The sequence below is a fragment of the Cupriavidus sp. 05L310 genome (genome assembly GCF_056398185.1).
The window spans coordinates 53,475-70,232 of the sequence record NZ_JBFTOX010000051.1; the positions used below are offsets into that span (position 1 = coordinate 53,475).

The window sequence follows — 16,758 nt, forward strand, 5'->3', positions numbered from 1 at the left end:
GAGAAGCCGGCTTCTTCCACTTCTGACCGGTACTGAATGCGGGGAGCCTCGGGCCGCAAGGACCGCTACACCACGCTCTCGCCGGCGCTGCTCGAACGACTGCGCGTCTGGGGGCGCGTCGCCCACGCCAAGGGCAAGATGGTCGACCGAGGCTGGCTGTTCCCGGGCCTCAATCCCATCGAGCCCCTCAGCATCCGGCAACTTAATCGCGCCCTCCATGCCATGCCGCCGGGCAGGTCCAAAAAAGGGGTCTGGTGAAAATTTCTGAAGCGAGCGAAAAACCACATATTCCCTGCGGAAATCGAAGTCAAGGGGATTGACCTAACAGCTCATGCCAAGTGATGGCCGTGATACACAAAGCCATCCTGTCTGGCAGCAGTCATTCCTTGACATGGCGCATCGCAGTGCCATCATAAGTTACCTGCAGTAGGTTACTGACAGGGAAAAATTTCAAGAAGGGAGTACAACTATGAAACACGCTTACTTGTCTTTTACCGTGCTTACCTTGGTGGCAGGCGTCGCCATGGCGCAGGGAACGAAGAAGCCGGATCCCTATACAGATGGTGCGCGAAATGTGGACCCCTACACGCAGGGGGCGAAATCCGGCAAGTTTGACCCGTATACCGAAGGCGCGAAGAAGTCGACTAAGGAAGACCTGAATAAGGAAGGATCCAAGGTTGATCCATACACCAGCGGAGCAAAGTCAGGCAAACCTGACCCCTATACCGATGGTGCGCGTACCGGCAAGCCGGACCCTTACACTGATGGAGCGAAATCCAAATGAAATCCACTAACGCGCCAGCGCATTGACTCTCGCTCCGACCTCCGCTGCGCGATGGGCGCTGCCGCGCTAGATACTGCATCCCCAGGCAGGAAAGGGTGCGCGCATGAATGCTGATCGGAAGGCCGAGATGCGGGCATTGGTAGCAGTTGGCTTCATTGTTGCGCAGGCTGCCTGTGTTTCGCCCGAAAAATTGGCCGTCTCATCTACGGCCAAGGTTGACCCGGCGCAAGCCATGGAGAACTGCCGCGGAAAGATGTGGTCTCGCGCCGGGGCAAGAGTCCAGATGGAGGCAGACGGTGAGATGCCCATGTCCATCACCACCGTCCAGCATCCACAGACCAGCGATCCATCAGGATGCGCCGCGCTCATCGAAATTCATTCGAAGACCGCGCTAGCCGCAATGCTGGAGCCGCCGATCCTTACAGACCAGCGAAACTGGGTAGCCGTTTCCCCCCTTGGCGCCTCTCCGGCGGTTCAGATTCAAACGCGCGGGGAAATCAACGCGTCGGGGTACTATGCCCGTGCCTACGGAACCTCAGAGTCCATAGCGAGTGGGATTGTCAGCTATGCGGGTGTCCAGTTCCATGAAGGCTTGTTGCTCGACGGCGCGGAAATCAGGTCCAGCGTTTCGCTCAAGATCTACGCTCGCGACTCAGGCGTGGAGTTTGCCGAACTCCATGCGCCAGCGGCCACGGTCTCAATTGGCCCGCGCCGAGTAGGACGAAGCGAGTTGATCGAAACCGCATTTGGTCCCAAGGCGTGCTTTCCAATTACCTACGAGAAGCGTACGTCGCTCGGGTCCATGGAGTTCCTGGGTGAAGTTGGTACGGCCAGGTCAGCGATCAGCCAGATCACTGATTGGTATTGTCCGAGCGAGGATTTTGTTCTGCGTACAGACGTACGTCAGAGCGACCGGACCCAACGCGTCGAGACAACGGACATTGTGCCAGTCGAGGACACGCAATCAAGGCTGCCTTGACCAGGCGCTAGCCCTACTTTCGCAAAGCAAGGCTGGATCGGCGGCTCTTGGCCCGTGAATCATGACTGAATGGGCTCGGATGTCATACATGAAATAATGGTGGTGCCCACCTCTGCAACTCGAAGACCTTCACGGCGCGGCGCTGCTCGGACGTGAGGTCCGGTGCCAGCATCGCCGTTGGCCGTCGTCCCGCTGCCCCGGTCTTCGTCTTCACCAGCGTCACCTTGATCTCGGCCAGTCCTTCCATCATCCGGCGCGCCGATGCGTCGGTCCTCAGCGCCATCCGCGCCAAGCTCACGAGCATCAGGCCAAGCACCGTCGCGAAGGTATGCAGACGCAACGATCCATCGGCCCACTGGTGTGACGGTCCCCAGGGAACCACGCCGCCTTTCTTCGCCCTGCGGAACAGCTCCTCGACGTTCCACTGTCCTCGGAAGGCGGAAACGATTCGCCCGGTGCTCCAGTTGTGCCGATCCGTACACAGCACCCGCCTGCCCAGCCGCGTTCTCTCCAGTTCGCGGCGCAACGTGGCATCGACGTGCCAATGCAAGGTCGGTACCGCTTCGCTGCCGGCGATGGTGGTCGCGACGAAGCTCGACAGGTGTTCCCGAGCGAGCGCCTTCTTGACCCGCAGCTCCAGCCGGCTGCGCGTGATGCGGCCCTTTTCGATCAACCCCTCCAGCGTGTTCAGTTCCACCTTCGCTTTGCGCAGCGCCACCGCGATCCCGCGTTTCTGGCCCGCCAGCAACTCCTGGCTCTCCACCACGACGAGCGTGCGGTCCAACTCGCCGACCGTGGTCCGAACTCGCGCCGCCCGCACGTCGCTGAGCTTTCCCGACAGCGGCTTCATCGCGCCGCGCTGCGCCGCCATCTGCAGCGCCTCCTCTGCGGCCTTGTGCCCCAGTGGCAACGAGATGAGGCTGTGGTAGCCGGCGGCATCGAGATCGAGTTCCAGTTGCGGGCTCCAGAACCCGCCGTCTCGTACCACCGTGCGCTGCGCCGGCCGCTCGCGGCCCTCACCACTGTCGAGTGCCTCGTGCAACTGCGCCAATCCACCCAGGCAGGCCGCGAGCACGGCCTGGTCCGAGCCGTTGCCGGGATACGCCCGATACAACAACGGCACATGCCCCGTCTCGCTGACCAGGACGCCAAGCCCGACGACACGCAGGTCGCTTCTCTTGCTCTTGGCGTGACCTCGCCGGGCCAGTTCGCCGGGCGTCTGCGTGTCGATGTGGGTATCGAAGTTGGTCGTATCGAACGCGAGCACGTCGGCGGACAGCTCGAAGCGGGCCACCGCGGCCTTCGCGATGGCCACCTGAGCCTGCTCCAACTGCTCATCGGTCACCTGCTGCGCGACGCGATGAAAGGCCTGACCGGTGAACGCGGACCCCGGCAAACACGACAGCCGCGGCAAACTCGCGTCCAGAAAATCACCCAGCTCGCACTTGGGTCCCGGCGCACACGCACGCTGAATCGCCACAGCCACCGCCAACTCACCCACCGACGGGCCATCCTTGGCGCCAACCCCTACGCACGCGCGATCAATCTGCCCGACCAAGTCCAGCTGCTCGGCCACCCAGATCAAGGCTCCGACGTCGCCGACCCCGCGCGTGCCCACCGTCTGGGTCGCGCTCAGATCAGCAACTCGCGGCGGCTCGGCCGGTCCCAGCACGACTTGGCGCGCGACGGAACGGCCCCGCTCCGCGTCCCACACCGACTGCGCGGCAATACGGTAGCGATGCCCGTTGACTTCTCGTTCGAAGATGTGCATGTTCTTTCATGTAGCATCTCCGAACCAGAGAATCAAGCGAAATCCAGTATCTACGCGGCATTCCGACTCGGCGCCGCCGCGGAACAACACCGACCATGCGAAAGTAGGGCTAGCTGGGCGCGCTTTTCCGCAGGGCGGTTTCGCACCCGAGTCGAGACTACTCGGAATCGTCCCACGTACTCTATCAGGCAGACCCGTTTCCGTGATGTGGTCGGTCCGATCTGTCCGATCGTCCTTCGGTGGTCCGCTGGAACCGCGTGGGACGACACCGAGCGTCTCTGCGACGTTGCCAAAGACGTCCGCACCTGCCTGGATCCGCGGATTCAAACCGTCGTTGCGCGTCACGAAACGGATACTTTCCGTGGGCAGTTCGGAAGCAAAACCTGGGCTATGGGTGGTGAGAATGATCTCGCACCCCGGTTCACTTGCTAGGGCCTTGAACGACTCGATGAGAATGCGCTGGTTGTTGGGTCGCTGGGCCGTCTCAGGCTCCTCGATCGCATAAATGATATTGCGAGTGGTGCCACTGCGCAGTCTGCGTACTGCCTCGGCTTTGAAGAAGCTAACCAAAATGAGGCGGCGAACCCCGCTGCCACGCTTGTTCAGCGCAATGCCGTCATCAGTATCGAGACTTACGGAGAAGAGGCCGGTCCATTTGGATGCCGTCGGCGGTGCAAATTGAGGTGTCAGTTCCCTGGCAAGATTCGGATCGATGGTCCTCAGTGCTTCGTGTGTGGTTCTGGCGATTTGTTCAGCTTTTTCACGCACCTTCAACTGAATGCGTTCGATGTCGTCCTGCACTTCCGCGATCGCAGCGGCGACAGCGGCTTTCATTGGATTCTGCACCTCGCCATCCGAATCCCGGCTGCTGCGATCGCTCTGAAACAGCGCGAAGAGAGGCAGATGCGGTTCGATCTGGTCCCAGATGCGCTTGCTGTCCTCTTTGGGCTTCGTGACGTGGATCTCGACCTAGCATCGGAAATTTCGGATCGAAACAGATTGCAGCCGCATTCGCGCTCTCTAGGGGACAGGTTTAGCCAAGACATTCGCGTTTGGAGGCAAACGAGTCAACCCGGATTTAGAGGGGGGCTAGCCGATAGACGTGGTCTGAATCATGCACAACACGACGGAAACTCGACAGCTTCTGTACATTGCCGGCGATCTGCTCGGATCAGTCGCAAGCGTTCATCACCAGGCCGCTGACCCGATGGCTGTTTTGGGAGGGAAAGCGGACTTCCATATGGCGTCGCTGGACGTCGCAAACTGGCCGCTTGCAGCCCGTCAATCGTGAATGTTGAAAACGGCAAGACGCCCGCGCTGATAGCCTCTCCCCCCGACTGCGCGTCCGTGCAATTCTGGTGGGCCATCCCACTGGCGCGAAATGCCGGCTGCGGCCAACTGCACCATCACATCGAGCTGAGCCGCACGCTGCAACAGCGGCGCCCATCCACAATGTTCGACGATCGCCCGGACTGCTTCGTACCCTACGCCCGACAGAACGGCCGCGTTGTTGACAGATAGCGGCTCGCCACGCGTTCCGAGCACGCCATATGCCCACCACGTTCGGCGCGCCCGGAAGTGCCACGTGGATTCGCGGTTATCCGCTATGCGTGCCAGTGTAATGGGGTAACGCGCTCGATGCGGGGCAATGTCCGTGAGGCGCCGAGGAAGACCCTCAAATAGTCGACTCTTTGTCACCTGTTTAGGCTTTCCTCCCGCGGCGAAGACGTCGGCCGCAACTGCATCAACCTTTGCCGCGAAAATTGCGTCGTCCGGCGAAACCGCCGTCGCGACGTCCGCCGGCGGCGTCGCCACCTCCAATGGTAGCGACACCGCTCTGGAGAGCCACGCCCGGTCGTGGTCGTACAGCCATGCCGTGGCACGATGCGCCTTGCGCCAGAGGTCTTCAATGGTGATGGCCGGATGACGGGCGAGCTCGGCCTGAATCCGGCTTCGATGGACAGCCCTGAGCATTGACGCACCCGTCTCAGCGGACAAATCAGGACTATCAGCCGCGGATCTTGTGCGCCGGACTGGTAGGGGGGCGTCCGCCTCGATACGTTGCAGACTCAACGCAAACCGGTCGCGGGTCTTGAACAGGAACAGTGACAGCAGCAGGTGCCGCGTAATGGGCATGTCCCACGCCGCAGCGCCACCTTGCGGCGAGAAACGCAACCAGAAGCGCATCCTTCGCGCAGCATATGCGGGATCAACCGAGGCAAGAAACGCGTCGCCCAATTCTTCGATCAGATGGGCCTGAAAATCCCGTATACGGAGCCCCGTACCGTAGGCGAAACCCAGTTCGCGGATGCGATACCTGTATGTTGCCCTCAGACATTCAGAGGTCGTTCGATCGAGCGGCCGCTCGAGAAGATCGTGCGCGAAGAGTGCATAATCGAGCGCGACCGTTTCGGCCAATGGGCCCGACTTTTCCCACGCAACGGCCTGCCACCCGCACGGGCATGCGTGCCAGGGTTGCCGCAACAATCGATTGTGAAATTGAAATGGTCTGCGGCAACCCGGGCAACTCGATAGGAGAGTCAGCCGATGTTTCCAGCACACGCTAACGCCGGGGACATGGTGCGCGCGGCGCCAATACGCCATCCCATGGTCGCGGACGTCTTCCACCACGCAGGCTGTGCATAACTGTGCTTCGCCGTGCATTCCGACAACGCGGCGTGGCAACCGGCTCAATGCCGCCTCTGCAGTGAGCGAACCACTCTGCGCATCACTGCCCTCGCCAAGAAAGGGGGCAAAGAGTGGAAGCAAGGTGTTCTGCATGAGAAGCATCCTGAGTGCCGCCTCTGAGTCGTCTGACAGGCGAGCGGCGAGCCGTGCCAGCCCGGGCGGAACGATCTGCTCCAGCGCAAACGGCGCGCTGTCGAACAGATCGAGAAACGTGTCCGCCTCGGTTCGGTTCCCGGACAGGACGTGATGCCGCGCGACGCGCGACTGAATTGTCTCGTCAGGTAGCGAGGGGGCGAAAAACAGAAGACTCGGCATGCAATATCAAACACTGGAGGTCGAGCAGCCCTATCGTCGCTCCAGGCGGCGGCTGCTCAAACGGCACGACGCGCCCAACGCTGGGACACGTCCCGGAGGACTATCATGAAGCGGCATAGACGGCGGAAAACTCCAACACGTCAGACGACACCCATCCCGCCTCCCGGAGCGCGGCAAGCGGATCTTCGCACGCGGCAAGGCGGCTCGCTTCCGACGTCGCGACGAGTTCTGGCTCGCCCGCGCCGGTCGCCGCGGACGGCTCTGACTCGACGTCTTTTTCCGATGCCGTAACGTGACTGGCTTCGGGCCGCCGCAAGGCGTGAAGAACGGATAGCCGGGTCGAGACCATTGCATGCCGGTCTTGCGTGCCCATCATCGCAGCGATCTGACTGTCGGCCGGAAGCAGGTCTTCGAATTGCGCCATCCGTTGCGCGTCGCCGCTGCGCAGGGCACCGAGCGCAGGCTTGAGTAACTGCATGCGCGTATCAGCAATCGTGCGCAGCAATCCGACTGTCAGTCGTTCTTCACCGGTATGGATCGCGTGTCGCTGGGCAAGCACCAGTAGTTTGATCAGAAAATCCGTCACGCCCTGCGTCAGGTCATACAGTACCGCGCGCATCTCCAACGTCAATGGCTCGACCTGGCGCACCCATTGATACTGCCATGCCGCCTCGACCAGCAGCGCCCATGCAGGATCATCGGCCTTCGGCTGCCTGAAATCGCTTAGCCCCAGCCCTGTCGCTCGTCGCGCGTTGCGCATCACATCGGCAAACAGTTCGATCATCGAGTTCGTGCCGACGAACACGACCGGGATGCCGATGCTGTTGATCAGGTTGACGAAGAAGTTCAGCATGTTGTCCTTCCCGCCCGTTTTCGCGGCGCGCAAATGCTGCAGTTCATCGATGATCAGAACGCCGACGAAGTGCGTGCTGGCGATCTGCTCGATCTGATGCACGAGCTGCACGATGCCCTTGACAGAGCGGTAGCGCCTCGCATACCGGTCTTCGCCAATTGCACGGTCCAATGCCCGGAAGAACGCGTGACACAAGCCGGACAGCGAACCGTCGAACGGACACTCGACCTTGAGCCATGGAATCTGAACCTGGATCAGTTCCTTCCCGCGATACCTCCGGTGCCGGATTGCCTGCGGGTAAAGCCGCAAAATGGATTCCAGGGCGGTCGATTTGCCGATTCCGCTCAGACCCACCACGCTCAACGTGGATGCGGTCGACCGGAAACCGCTGTCGGGGCCGCCATTGACAGCCAGCGAGTACACATGCCGCCAGGTCGAAGGCATCACCGGATTGCGGCCGACATAGCCGCCGCGCATCAGCGAAGAGATGGCCGATTCGAGTTCGAGGTGAATCGGCAGCGGCTGGATCAACTGCAACAGCCGATCGATGCAGTGCAATCTGACTTCTTTCGAAAGACCGCGTTCATCGCCTGGCTCGTCCGGAAATAGAGCCATTGCGGCCGCCGCCTCCGCCTCGGTCCGGATTGGCGGGAGGGCTTCAATCAATGGATTACCCTGATACTGGGCAACGGCCGATTCACGATAGGCGGCGGCGATCAGATTTCCGCTCGACGTCATGTCTTGCTGCCCTTCTGGCGCAACCGCCCCAGCAGACTCAATACTTCACCGCCTCGTTCGCCAGCATATGCCTCCGCCACACTTGACGAGGACGGCTTCGGTGTGTCAACTCGCTCGTCGGGTCCGGCTGCCGGAGCGGCGGCGATGACAGACCGCTGCTGTTCGAGACGTTTTTCAAAGGCGCGGTTGGCCTTGATATTGCCGATCTGTTGACTGGCGGGAATTGGGGTTATCGGTCGGACCTCTTCCTTATTGAGCTTGGCGTGTTCCACCGTCGCCTCAATGTGCGCGTCGAGACGAATCCTGTCGCTGAGCGCGGCGTAGGTATGCTCCGCTGTCGGCGTCCCGATCATTTCAAGCATGTCCACGACCTCCTCGAGGCGGCGCTCCGCGACCCGCGCCTCAGAGGCGAGCAAATCGCAACGCACGAAATTCCGTTGTTCGTCCTGAATCCAGATATGGGCGGTCGAGTTGGGGTCGTACCACACAGTGACCGGTCTGCGGCCATCCTTGCGCGATTTCGCAAACCAGTTCTGCTGCATGGCATGCGTACATGTGTAGAACATGCCCTTGAAGCGGATTCCACCTCGCTGGACTGATGCAGTCTCTCGCGGCAGCAGGTGCAGATAGACGAGATCGTCGGGCTGAATGTTCGGCGTCGCAAGGCCGTTCTCCATACCCCAGCGCCACAGGTTGATGGGCGAGGGTTCGAGTTCATCACGAATCATCTCAGCAGTGAGTCGTTCCGGCCGGCGGCTATGGTGGTTATAGTGCAGTACGCTGTGGATCATGATGCTCGTGAATTCAGCCAGATCGAGTGTGGCATCGAGCCGGTAGTCGCGCTGCCCGCGCTCCGCAATGCGCTCCCTAACCGCGCCGGGAATCCAATGGATCTGCGAGGTCCTGTTCAACAGCCTGAACCGGCTTTCGACGATCGACTTCCAGTCCGGGCGAAATGGCGGGGCAATGGCAATATCGATACTGAGCCCCGACACGATGCCTTCGGCCGCCTGCCCGAGCATCTCCGCCCGGTCAGCCATGAGTTCCTGCGGCAGATGATGGGACGGCCACGCGGATGAAGTCGTATCAACGCCGTACATCCGGCAAAACGCTGTCTTGTCGGAGAACGCGTTGAACAGCGCATGGCGCGCGCCGTTCCAGCTTGGGCCTTCCAGTCCAACGAAGATCCCTGCGATCATCGTAGAGAACACGTCGACGACGACGTAGACAACCGGACGTCCGATTACCCAGTTGCGGTTATAGCGGCTGACAAGATAGATGTCTGCAATCGTCGAATCGATTTCGAAGCGATGACAGGGTCCGTACACGCCGTCGCCGGCTCGTCCGGCCAACCCGCGATGGTCCTTCTGCCACCGGCGTTCTCCGGCGCGCGATCGCAACACCGTAAGGTCATCGAACGCCTTCCTGCCCCAATAGCCGAACTGCCTCAACGTTGGCAAGTGGTCCAGTGGCTTAAGCGTCAGATCGTCCGTCGTCGCGCCCGGCACGACGTGTTCTTCGACATAGAACCGCCGCAGCGTCTGGTGATAGGCGTCGGTCACCGTCCCAACAGCATTGTTCTTGTACAGTGAATAACCGATCCTGATGAAGCTCTTGTCGTCATCGCCGAGAATCTTGCCGACTCGCTCTCCGGCTGACGCCAGTCGCCGCGGCGGTCGACCCGGACGCTTTCCCCCGGCAAACACACGCGCTTTACCGGGGGCCCCGACGTTTTCATAGTCCGGCAAAAGCGCATTGCGAATCTGCCCGTACATCCAGTAGCGATACAGTAGCCGGTACAGCGTCTTGCGTTGCATCCCTGTCGCCTTGGCATGTGCCGCTATCAGTGGGCCCATCGCGCGCGCCTGAAAAATCTCTCCAGCGATCTGTGCATTGACCAGTCCGGCGATGCGTTGCCAGTTGCGCTCGCGGATTGCTTTCTCGGCGTCCGGAATGTCCTCCTCAACCTGTAGCATGTATGCCGGCAGCCGCAACTGGCTGCACCAGACTTCACCCCGCTGCAACCACGCCCGGACCTCCTGACTCGCTACCGTCCACGGTCGCCGCGGCGTTTCGGCGACGGTGATCAAGGTCATCGATGAGGCACGTTCGTCAATCCATAGTACGCGCGCCAGCCTTTCGAAAGGCAACGCATCGGACACCGCCTCAATCACGGAATTGACGACAGGAAGCGAATCGCTCATGTTACGCTGCTCTTTTCACGGAAGGCGCATCTGCCGGCAGGAATCGGATCGTTGGCGCCGGCGACGTCAACAGCATCGGCGTCGAAAGGTCCACGACAATCACCTTGTGCCAGACCAGATGCTTGAACAGCCTGACCGCATCGGGATATGCCAGATTCAGTCGATAACAGACGGCTCGAAGCAATGCAGAAAGCGTCCGGTCATGGCTTCCGGCTTCATCGATACATTCAGCAAAGCGGCCCTGCAATTCACCGTCCTGTAACGCGTGTTCGACCTGCGCCCCGGCATACAGCCAGATCAGATTCTTCGCGAGCGCCGGCGCGACATGACGTTCGGTGACGATCTTCCAGTCGATGTCGCGCGCAAGCCAGTAAGCACGTTCGAGCTCAAGTTTTTCGAGAGTGCGCGCGAGGCCGCGTCCGGGCGACAATTCGTCTTCGTACTTGACTGTCCGGGCGAACTCACGACGGGACCCATCATCGGCTTTCACCGTGACGACGAAATCGGTGGTCATCACGTAAGGTACGTGGGTGCCTGCGTATCGCGGATAGCGGATATTGTGCCGCCGCGCGCAGTCCTGGATCGGCGCAATTGGAAGCAGCGGAAACTGCTCGCGAATGTCGGCAACCCGCTCGGAAAATTCCAGCGCCAGCAGATACGCGTATTCAAGATCGGACAGGACGTGGTGTATTCGACCCGTCTTCAGACCATGAACCTTGCGCGACCGACCTCTCGATGGCACGTCCTGTACTCGCAGCCACGGCTTGTAGTCTGCCCCCGTACCCTGCCCATAGCCCTGAGCAACGTATCGATCAATGTCTCCCTGTGTCTTAAAGCGCCGCGCCCGCATACCATGCCTGATGGAACGAAACCGCGCAGTATAGCGAGCGCCACGCCTGTGTCAAACTCTATTGTCTTGTGTCAAAGTATATTGTTTTGTGTCAAACACTATTGTTCGTTCACACCTCCGTGGGCACACCATGGACCAAAGTGCGTCTCATGTTCTTTTCCTACTTGTTGCACAGCTTCTCATCGATGACATTCTGCAGGACAGTTCCGTAGTGCTGACCGCTGACATCGGGATGCTCAGAAACATAAGCCTGGAAGGCGGTGCGCAACCGGTTGACCGGGGAATCGCCTTTTCCGTCTAGCCCGCAGCGCGACGTGGCCAAGACCGGACCAATGCGGCGCCGAAGGTCTGCTACGCCGTTGACTCCAACTGACACGTCAGGATCGTGCAGGTATGGCGCCATTGCGCCCTTGAACGTACCGTTGACGTAGCCATCCCTGTAAGCGGCAAGGGTAATAGTGCAGAGCGCCGAGTCCAGCGGATTGGCCACCTTCCCGTCTTTAATGGCCTGGCCGTTGGTGCATCGGATGGAAAGCTCCCCCGCGCTAAGTCCCTCGGCTGCTTCTGCGGACATGAACAGCCCGATCAGCAAACCAACGAATACAGAGGACCTACTAACAGACATCACAATTTCACCCTTATGGCTATCCGATCGCTTACGTGCCGATCGCGGGGCGCTCCCGTGCAAAGCGCTTCTATTTGGTCACCGGACTCCGGAACCTCTCGGACGTTCGACATATACTTTCCCGACCTTCTTACCGTAGTACGCGAGGTGACGGAGCGACTGCCCAATCAACGGATGCCCAGTGCTTGCGCAGCCTGATTGGTCAGCTTGGCGGACAAGTCAGTCAAGCGCTTGTGCTGAAGCATGAGGGCTTCGAAATGAGGGTTCGATTCATCTGCGCAACCTGCCCACGCCTGGCTATGGGTAATATCTGCGATCGCCTCAAGCTGAGCATTAATCGCAGCAATCATTCGGGTGTATTGTTCGAGGTCCATACGCGTTTTCCGTTTCAAGAGCCGGCTACCGGCCGGTGCGGGACGCTCGCGCGCCAGGTACTTTTCCTATTCGCCGTGAGTCGAACAATAGCCGCCCACCCCTCGGAGGGACTTCCATTGCTCCGGGTCAAGGCCCGTCCCGCCGGCAATGAAGTTTCGACATTGGCGCCCTTGCCGTGTCCGAGCTGAGCAATACACCGAACCTTGCGATTCATACCACTCGACGTATTCAGGAACGGTGAGGCCCATGACCTGCGCAAATACTGTTTGCTTGTCCGACCCGAACCGAGTCACCTGCTCCGGTGTCAGTGCGGCTGTCCTCGTGCCTCCCAAGGCTGGCACACTCACGTAGAAGCTACACCCTGCTGCCTCAGCAGCCTTCAATACTTCAATAACATCGGATGGATCCATCTTGCTTTTCCATGGTGTTAGGCGATCCTGCTGCCACAGTGTTTGCACTTGATGGCGTGCTTTCGTATGCGCTCCGCGCAATGCGCGCAACTCTTGGTCGATGCTCGAGATACTGCAAAACCGGCGATACCAAGCACTGGCGTCAGCAAAAGCAAGATCCCGGCCTCCAATGCTCTTTGAGAGCCTGGTGAGCCACCTGACACGTCAATCACCCCAATGATTAAGCAAAACGCTGCGAGACCGTACAAGACCTTTGCCATGACTGTTCTATTCCTTTACGTCACGTAATTCAGACAGAAACGCCTCTATTCGCGTGAGTACCTGCGTTCGATCAGCTTCCACGCGGGGCACCGTCTTTACCTAGCAAAACGATGTCGATGCCCTACTGCGCAAATGCGAGGATTGCACTTGCAATCGTCGCAACGTTTGCGGCCTGGGGGAGCGCTACCAGCAGTGCAGATATGATCGAGCGCTTTGGAGCCCCCCCGGCGAACTGCGCACCGACGGCGTCCGCGATCTCGATGGCTTCCTGTTGCTTTCCTGGTGGTAGGCGCAAGGAGCACACAGCTTCGCGAAGCGCTGCCAGTTGCTCGCCGACGCTAGAATTTCCAACTACCGTGTTTGTCGAGTTGTCGATCGAATGATGGTTGATACGAGCATTGCTTCCCGTTACGTTATAGGTGATCGACTGCACAGCGCTCCGAGCTTCTGGAAGGCCGAGCTTTTGAACTTTCAACTCGTATCGCGCGGGGATGCCGTGGAAGGCTTCGCGAAAGTTCGGGTCGATGACCCGATATGTCTCCTCAGCACCGTTTGATGACTTGCGCAGGACCAAATCACCCGGCTCGATTAGCGGTTGGCTACGATGGATGGAGATCTTCGTGCTAGTCACATTTGCGGGCAAGTCGTCGGTGCGGCTGCCATCAGCCTTCAGGACTGAGACGCGGTCCCTCATCAAGCTTTCGAAGCTCATTTCTCTTCTCCCTTGTATTTGATGCATTCTACGCCGACGCTTCAGCCGCGATTGACTCCGTTCAATGTGCGCCGGCAGAACCGGCCTCTCCTACTTCAGCGTGACGGACACGCCGAGCCGGTTCAATTGCCGCGCGAGTTCGTCAGCTTGCTCGGCGGTCGTTTCTGGTTGCAATTCGATTGCCAAGCGATGGCCGGAAAAGCTCGGGTTGCTATCCAAATCTTCGAGATGGATAGCAAAACCATACCCGGTGGCCGTGGCGTGATTGGCAGGCTCCTTGACCGTGGCCGTAAACTTTCGTTGCTTCGACATAGATTCTCTCTCCACTGATGCCAGCGACCGGTTGGCCCCTGGCCCGAGCTTTTTCTATCGTCCAAACTCATGTGCTATGCCGTCAAAAACACCGTCCTCATCGAAACGAATCGCGATGTGGTAGCCGCGTGCCTGCCATTGGAGTAACGTACCCTTCGGCACACTCGACACAGACGTCGGGCGCCCCACAGCTTTCACAATTTCGGTTCGCGTCTTGCCTGTCAAGTCGCCTAGGCGTCTAAATTTTTTGCTGGTACTGCCTGAAGACGCCCTTCTGATAAACCACGCCATGAGAACCAAAAAAAGTACGAGCGGCACAAATGCCATGAAGCGCTCCTGTCAAAAGTTATTTCCTATTCACATGACGCGAACCTGACCGCCGACCAACTTCATCGGGATGCTGATCCACTTCTTTTCCTATACTCGCGCGGGCATCACGGCCGCGTCCAGTCGGCGATGAATCAGCGAAGCCACGCTTAGCAGATCCTCGGCATCGCTCCTAGTCATGCTCCAGAGCACCCTAGGCGCGTGTGCAGTGGTGTTCCGGAACATCCCAAACACGCCCTTTACCAAATTGGCAAAGCCTCGCTGCTCGCTCAACTGGCTTTCGTCGGCCAGCGCGTTGATCGCCAGCATGGGAGGATTTCCGCCAAGCGCACGGTCGACCAGCGCCGCGCCGTCGTCCGTTGGGCCCGTCCTGTCGCGAGGCTTCGCGGCGACGCTTTTCGTCGCCTCCAGCACCGCGTGGAAATAGTTATCCCCGACCAGCTCTGCGCGGCAAAACGCCAGTATGTCCGGATGCACGCCTCGGCCCGTAAGATCCGCCCTCAGGTCGTTCGCCCTGCGGATCGCATCGGGGAGTGTCGACGCTCGTTCGCTCGACACGAGCTCGCCGCTTTCCTCGACCTGAAGCCCGGCGAACACGAGACCACGGTTGAGGTTCGCCCGCATGGGCTCGAATCGCTCTGGGCTGCGTGCATATCGCTCGGGCTTCATGGCGAACCGGATGAAAGCCAGAATGTGCTTGCGATGCCCAAGTTGATTCTGCGAGTTGACGAACGCATTAAGCAGACGCTTGCGTTTCGTGATGCCGGGGGCGACGTCAGCGATCCTGGCATTGTCGAGCAGCAGCCCAATCTCGGTCCCCGTCAGACCGTCAGCGGTATCGCCAAGAGAGTCTGCGATCGCCTCGATCTGGCTCAATGAGAATGTCAAATCTTCGCTCACGCCGATGTCCTTTTCCTATGGGTTCATGCCGTACAGGGATTCGCGATTCATTTTTGTTTATCCGATCTGGCTGGGAACAAATGCCGTCGCGTCGCTGGCGATGATCCTGTCCACAATGCTGAAAACGGCGCCGTCAAGCACCACACCCTCCGTCGCTGCCCCGTCCAGACTATCCTTCAGGAGTCGGGGCGAAATCGTGCTGTCACCGAGGAGTCGATACACGTCGAGCATTCGGTTCAGGAGAGCCTTGTTCTTGCGACGCGTCCTCCATCGAAATGACAGTCCGATGAGCGACCACACGACCGATACCACCCACAATCCAGCAATGGACCAACCTGTCGTCTCGTGCCCCCTGCTAAATGCGAAGTATGCGATCGCGGGCAACAACAAGTATCCCAGGGCAAGGCCGATCACCTTGAACAGGATCACTAGCACAAAGTATTTGGCCGGGTTGCCGTTAGCGAACGTTACCGCAAAGCCGGAGACATGGTAGGAAAATGCGTCGAGCTCCGCGAACACGATTGCATCGAGCAGCAGCCAATCGAATTTATTGGTTCGAATTTCGGCATGGCTCAGGTATTCAGCCGCGACACGCAGCATCTCGTCTTTCTGGATGCTCATCCCGCGCGTCGCATCATTAGCGCGAAGGATGTTGAAGTTCTGGTGCGCCCAATAATACCGTGGCTTCTCGTTCGCCTGCGTGTAGTTGGAACCTGCATTGATGTGCAGGGCGTAAAACAAGTCAACCGTTGCCCTCAAGGCGCGTATGCATCGCTCGCGGAACTGCTCGGCGGTCCATTTTTCGGCAAGCGCGTTCACCTTCAAAGATGGAAGAATCGAACCGTGCCAAATGGGCTCGACAAACGGTCGAGCGTCCTCGCCCATTTGCTCCGCCCAATGCTCGTTGATCGGTTCCGCTACCGCGTCAAGCTGGTCCTTGTCCATGGTTTCTCTGCGTTGTCGTGACTCGTCAAGAACGCTTTATTCATTTCCTAGCCCTTCGCCTGCTTCGAGCACCGCCAGAGAATGACCGCGCGTCGTGCCCGCCGCTAATCAATCAAGCCGTGGTAATGACCGACCGCGACGACAGCGTCCACGAAGCGTTTGGCAGTGGCGCGATCCATTATTACGGTTTTGCCATCCACGATAAGATAAATACTGTCCTCTGGGTAATATGATGAACGACCCAGTTCAACTTCCAGCGACTGTTTGTTACCCTGGTCGCATATCGTTTCTTCAAAGTACATGGTTGTCGCCATAGATTGTCTCCATTCAAACGTTGAGTATTACCATGTGCCGGCAATGCCGGCTTTTCCTAGGTGTGGCCGGACCGCTAAGCTACCCTGCGAGCCTTCCATGACTTGGAGAGAACGTGGCCATTGCGTGTGTCCACCAGCCAAACACCTTCAAGCTTGAAGCCAAGTGCATCTTTGAAGACCATGTCGTGGTCGTCCGGGCGCGAAGGGAACTCGTAACTATTTAGGGTAATTCGAGCGGGCTCAATCCATCTCCTTATACAAAAGTCCAGCGTCCTGACCGGGCGCAGTGCGACCAGAATTTGATGGGACTTGGGCGGGAGGGGTTGTAAACTCGTGCGGATTCGCGTTTACTCCTGGCTTTTTTGAGCGCGAATGAACAACGAGTCGGGGGCATG

15 protein-coding genes and 1 pseudogene are annotated in these 16,758 nt (G+C 59.3%); 3 read left to right on the plus strand and 13 right to left on the minus strand.

What is annotated here, in order from left to right; all coding sequences use genetic code 11:
- Positions 1–51: 51 nt before the first annotated feature.
- The 3 genes and pseudogenes from AC1DS6_RS30705 to AC1DS6_RS30715 form a co-directional block, all read left to right on the plus strand.
- Positions 52–222 (plus strand): annotated as a pseudogene (locus AC1DS6_RS30705) (integrase); the annotation flags it as partial.
- A 247-nt stretch (positions 223–469) separates the two neighbouring features.
- Positions 470–784: a hypothetical protein gene (locus AC1DS6_RS30710; RefSeq protein WP_477103830.1), complete on the plus strand. Its 315-nt coding sequence runs from the start codon at positions 470–472 to the stop codon at positions 782–784.
- Between the two features lie 103 nt (positions 785–887).
- Positions 888–1,763, plus strand: a complete 876-nt coding sequence (locus tag AC1DS6_RS30715) for a hypothetical protein (protein WP_477103831.1) — start codon at positions 888–890, stop codon at positions 1,761–1,763.
- Positions 1,764–1,845: 82 nt separating this feature from the next.
- Here the strand turns inward: AC1DS6_RS30715 and AC1DS6_RS30720 are convergent, their stop codons facing one another.
- The 13 genes from AC1DS6_RS30720 to AC1DS6_RS30780 form a co-directional block, all read right to left on the minus strand.
- The gene (locus tag AC1DS6_RS30720) at positions 1,846–3,534 is read right to left on the minus strand and encodes an IS1634 family transposase (RefSeq protein ID WP_477103832.1); all 1,689 of its coding nucleotides are present in this window, start codon (positions 3,532–3,534) and stop codon (positions 1,846–1,848) included.
- 6 nt (positions 3,535–3,540) lie between these two features.
- Entirely contained in the window at positions 3,541–4,497 is a 957-nt protein-coding gene (locus AC1DS6_RS30725) for an ATP-binding protein (protein ID WP_477103845.1), read from the minus strand.
- Positions 4,498–4,815: 318 nt separating this feature from the next.
- Complete coding sequence (locus AC1DS6_RS30730; protein WP_477103833.1) at positions 4,816–6,537, minus strand: TniQ family protein; 1,722 nt, start codon at positions 6,535–6,537, stop codon at positions 4,816–4,818.
- A 103-nt stretch (positions 6,538–6,640) separates the two neighbouring features.
- Positions 6,641–8,128 carry an ATP-binding protein gene (locus tag AC1DS6_RS30735; RefSeq protein ID WP_477103834.1) on the minus strand — a complete coding sequence of 496 codons (1,488 nt, stop codon included), beginning with the start codon at positions 8,126–8,128 and terminating at the stop codon, positions 6,641–6,643.
- Positions 8,125–10,332 carry a Mu transposase C-terminal domain-containing protein gene (locus tag AC1DS6_RS30740; RefSeq protein WP_477103835.1) on the minus strand — a complete coding sequence of 736 codons (2,208 nt, stop codon included), beginning with the start codon at positions 10,330–10,332 and terminating at the stop codon, positions 8,125–8,127. Before AC1DS6_RS30740 ends, AC1DS6_RS30735 begins: the two co-directional genes overlap by 4 nt.
- A gap of 1 nt (position 10,333) precedes the next feature.
- On the minus strand, positions 10,334–11,074 hold the full coding sequence (locus AC1DS6_RS30745; protein ID WP_477103836.1) for a TnsA endonuclease N-terminal domain-containing protein: 741 nt from the start codon (positions 11,072–11,074) through the stop codon (positions 10,334–10,336).
- A 268-nt stretch (positions 11,075–11,342) separates the two neighbouring features.
- Positions 11,343–11,756, minus strand: coding sequence for a hypothetical protein (locus tag AC1DS6_RS30750; protein WP_477103837.1), 414 nt, complete (start codon positions 11,754–11,756; stop codon positions 11,343–11,345).
- 218 nt (positions 11,757–11,974) lie between these two features.
- Positions 11,975–12,181 (minus strand): hypothetical protein, encoded by a 207-nt coding sequence (locus tag AC1DS6_RS30755; RefSeq protein ID WP_477103838.1) that lies wholly within the window; start codon positions 12,179–12,181, stop codon positions 11,975–11,977.
- Between the two features lie 793 nt (positions 12,182–12,974).
- Complete coding sequence (locus tag AC1DS6_RS30760) at positions 12,975–13,565, minus strand: hypothetical protein (RefSeq protein WP_477103839.1); 591 nt, start codon at positions 13,563–13,565, stop codon at positions 12,975–12,977.
- 90 nt (positions 13,566–13,655) lie between these two features.
- Entirely contained in the window at positions 13,656–13,877 is a 222-nt protein-coding gene (locus tag AC1DS6_RS30765) for a hypothetical protein (RefSeq protein WP_477103840.1), read from the minus strand.
- Positions 13,878–14,294: 417 nt separating this feature from the next.
- Positions 14,295–15,104 carry a TIGR02391 family protein gene (locus tag AC1DS6_RS30770; RefSeq protein WP_477103841.1) on the minus strand — a complete coding sequence of 270 codons (810 nt, stop codon included), beginning with the start codon at positions 15,102–15,104 and terminating at the stop codon, positions 14,295–14,297.
- Positions 15,105–15,161: 57 nt separating this feature from the next.
- Positions 15,162–16,049 carry a hypothetical protein gene (locus tag AC1DS6_RS30775; RefSeq protein ID WP_477103842.1) on the minus strand — a complete coding sequence of 296 codons (888 nt, stop codon included), beginning with the start codon at positions 16,047–16,049 and terminating at the stop codon, positions 15,162–15,164.
- 104 nt (positions 16,050–16,153) lie between these two features.
- A complete protein-coding gene (locus tag AC1DS6_RS30780) occupies positions 16,154–16,363 on the minus strand; it encodes a hypothetical protein (protein ID WP_477103843.1) in 210 nt (69 codons plus the stop codon).
- Positions 16,364–16,758: the final 395 nt, after the last annotated feature.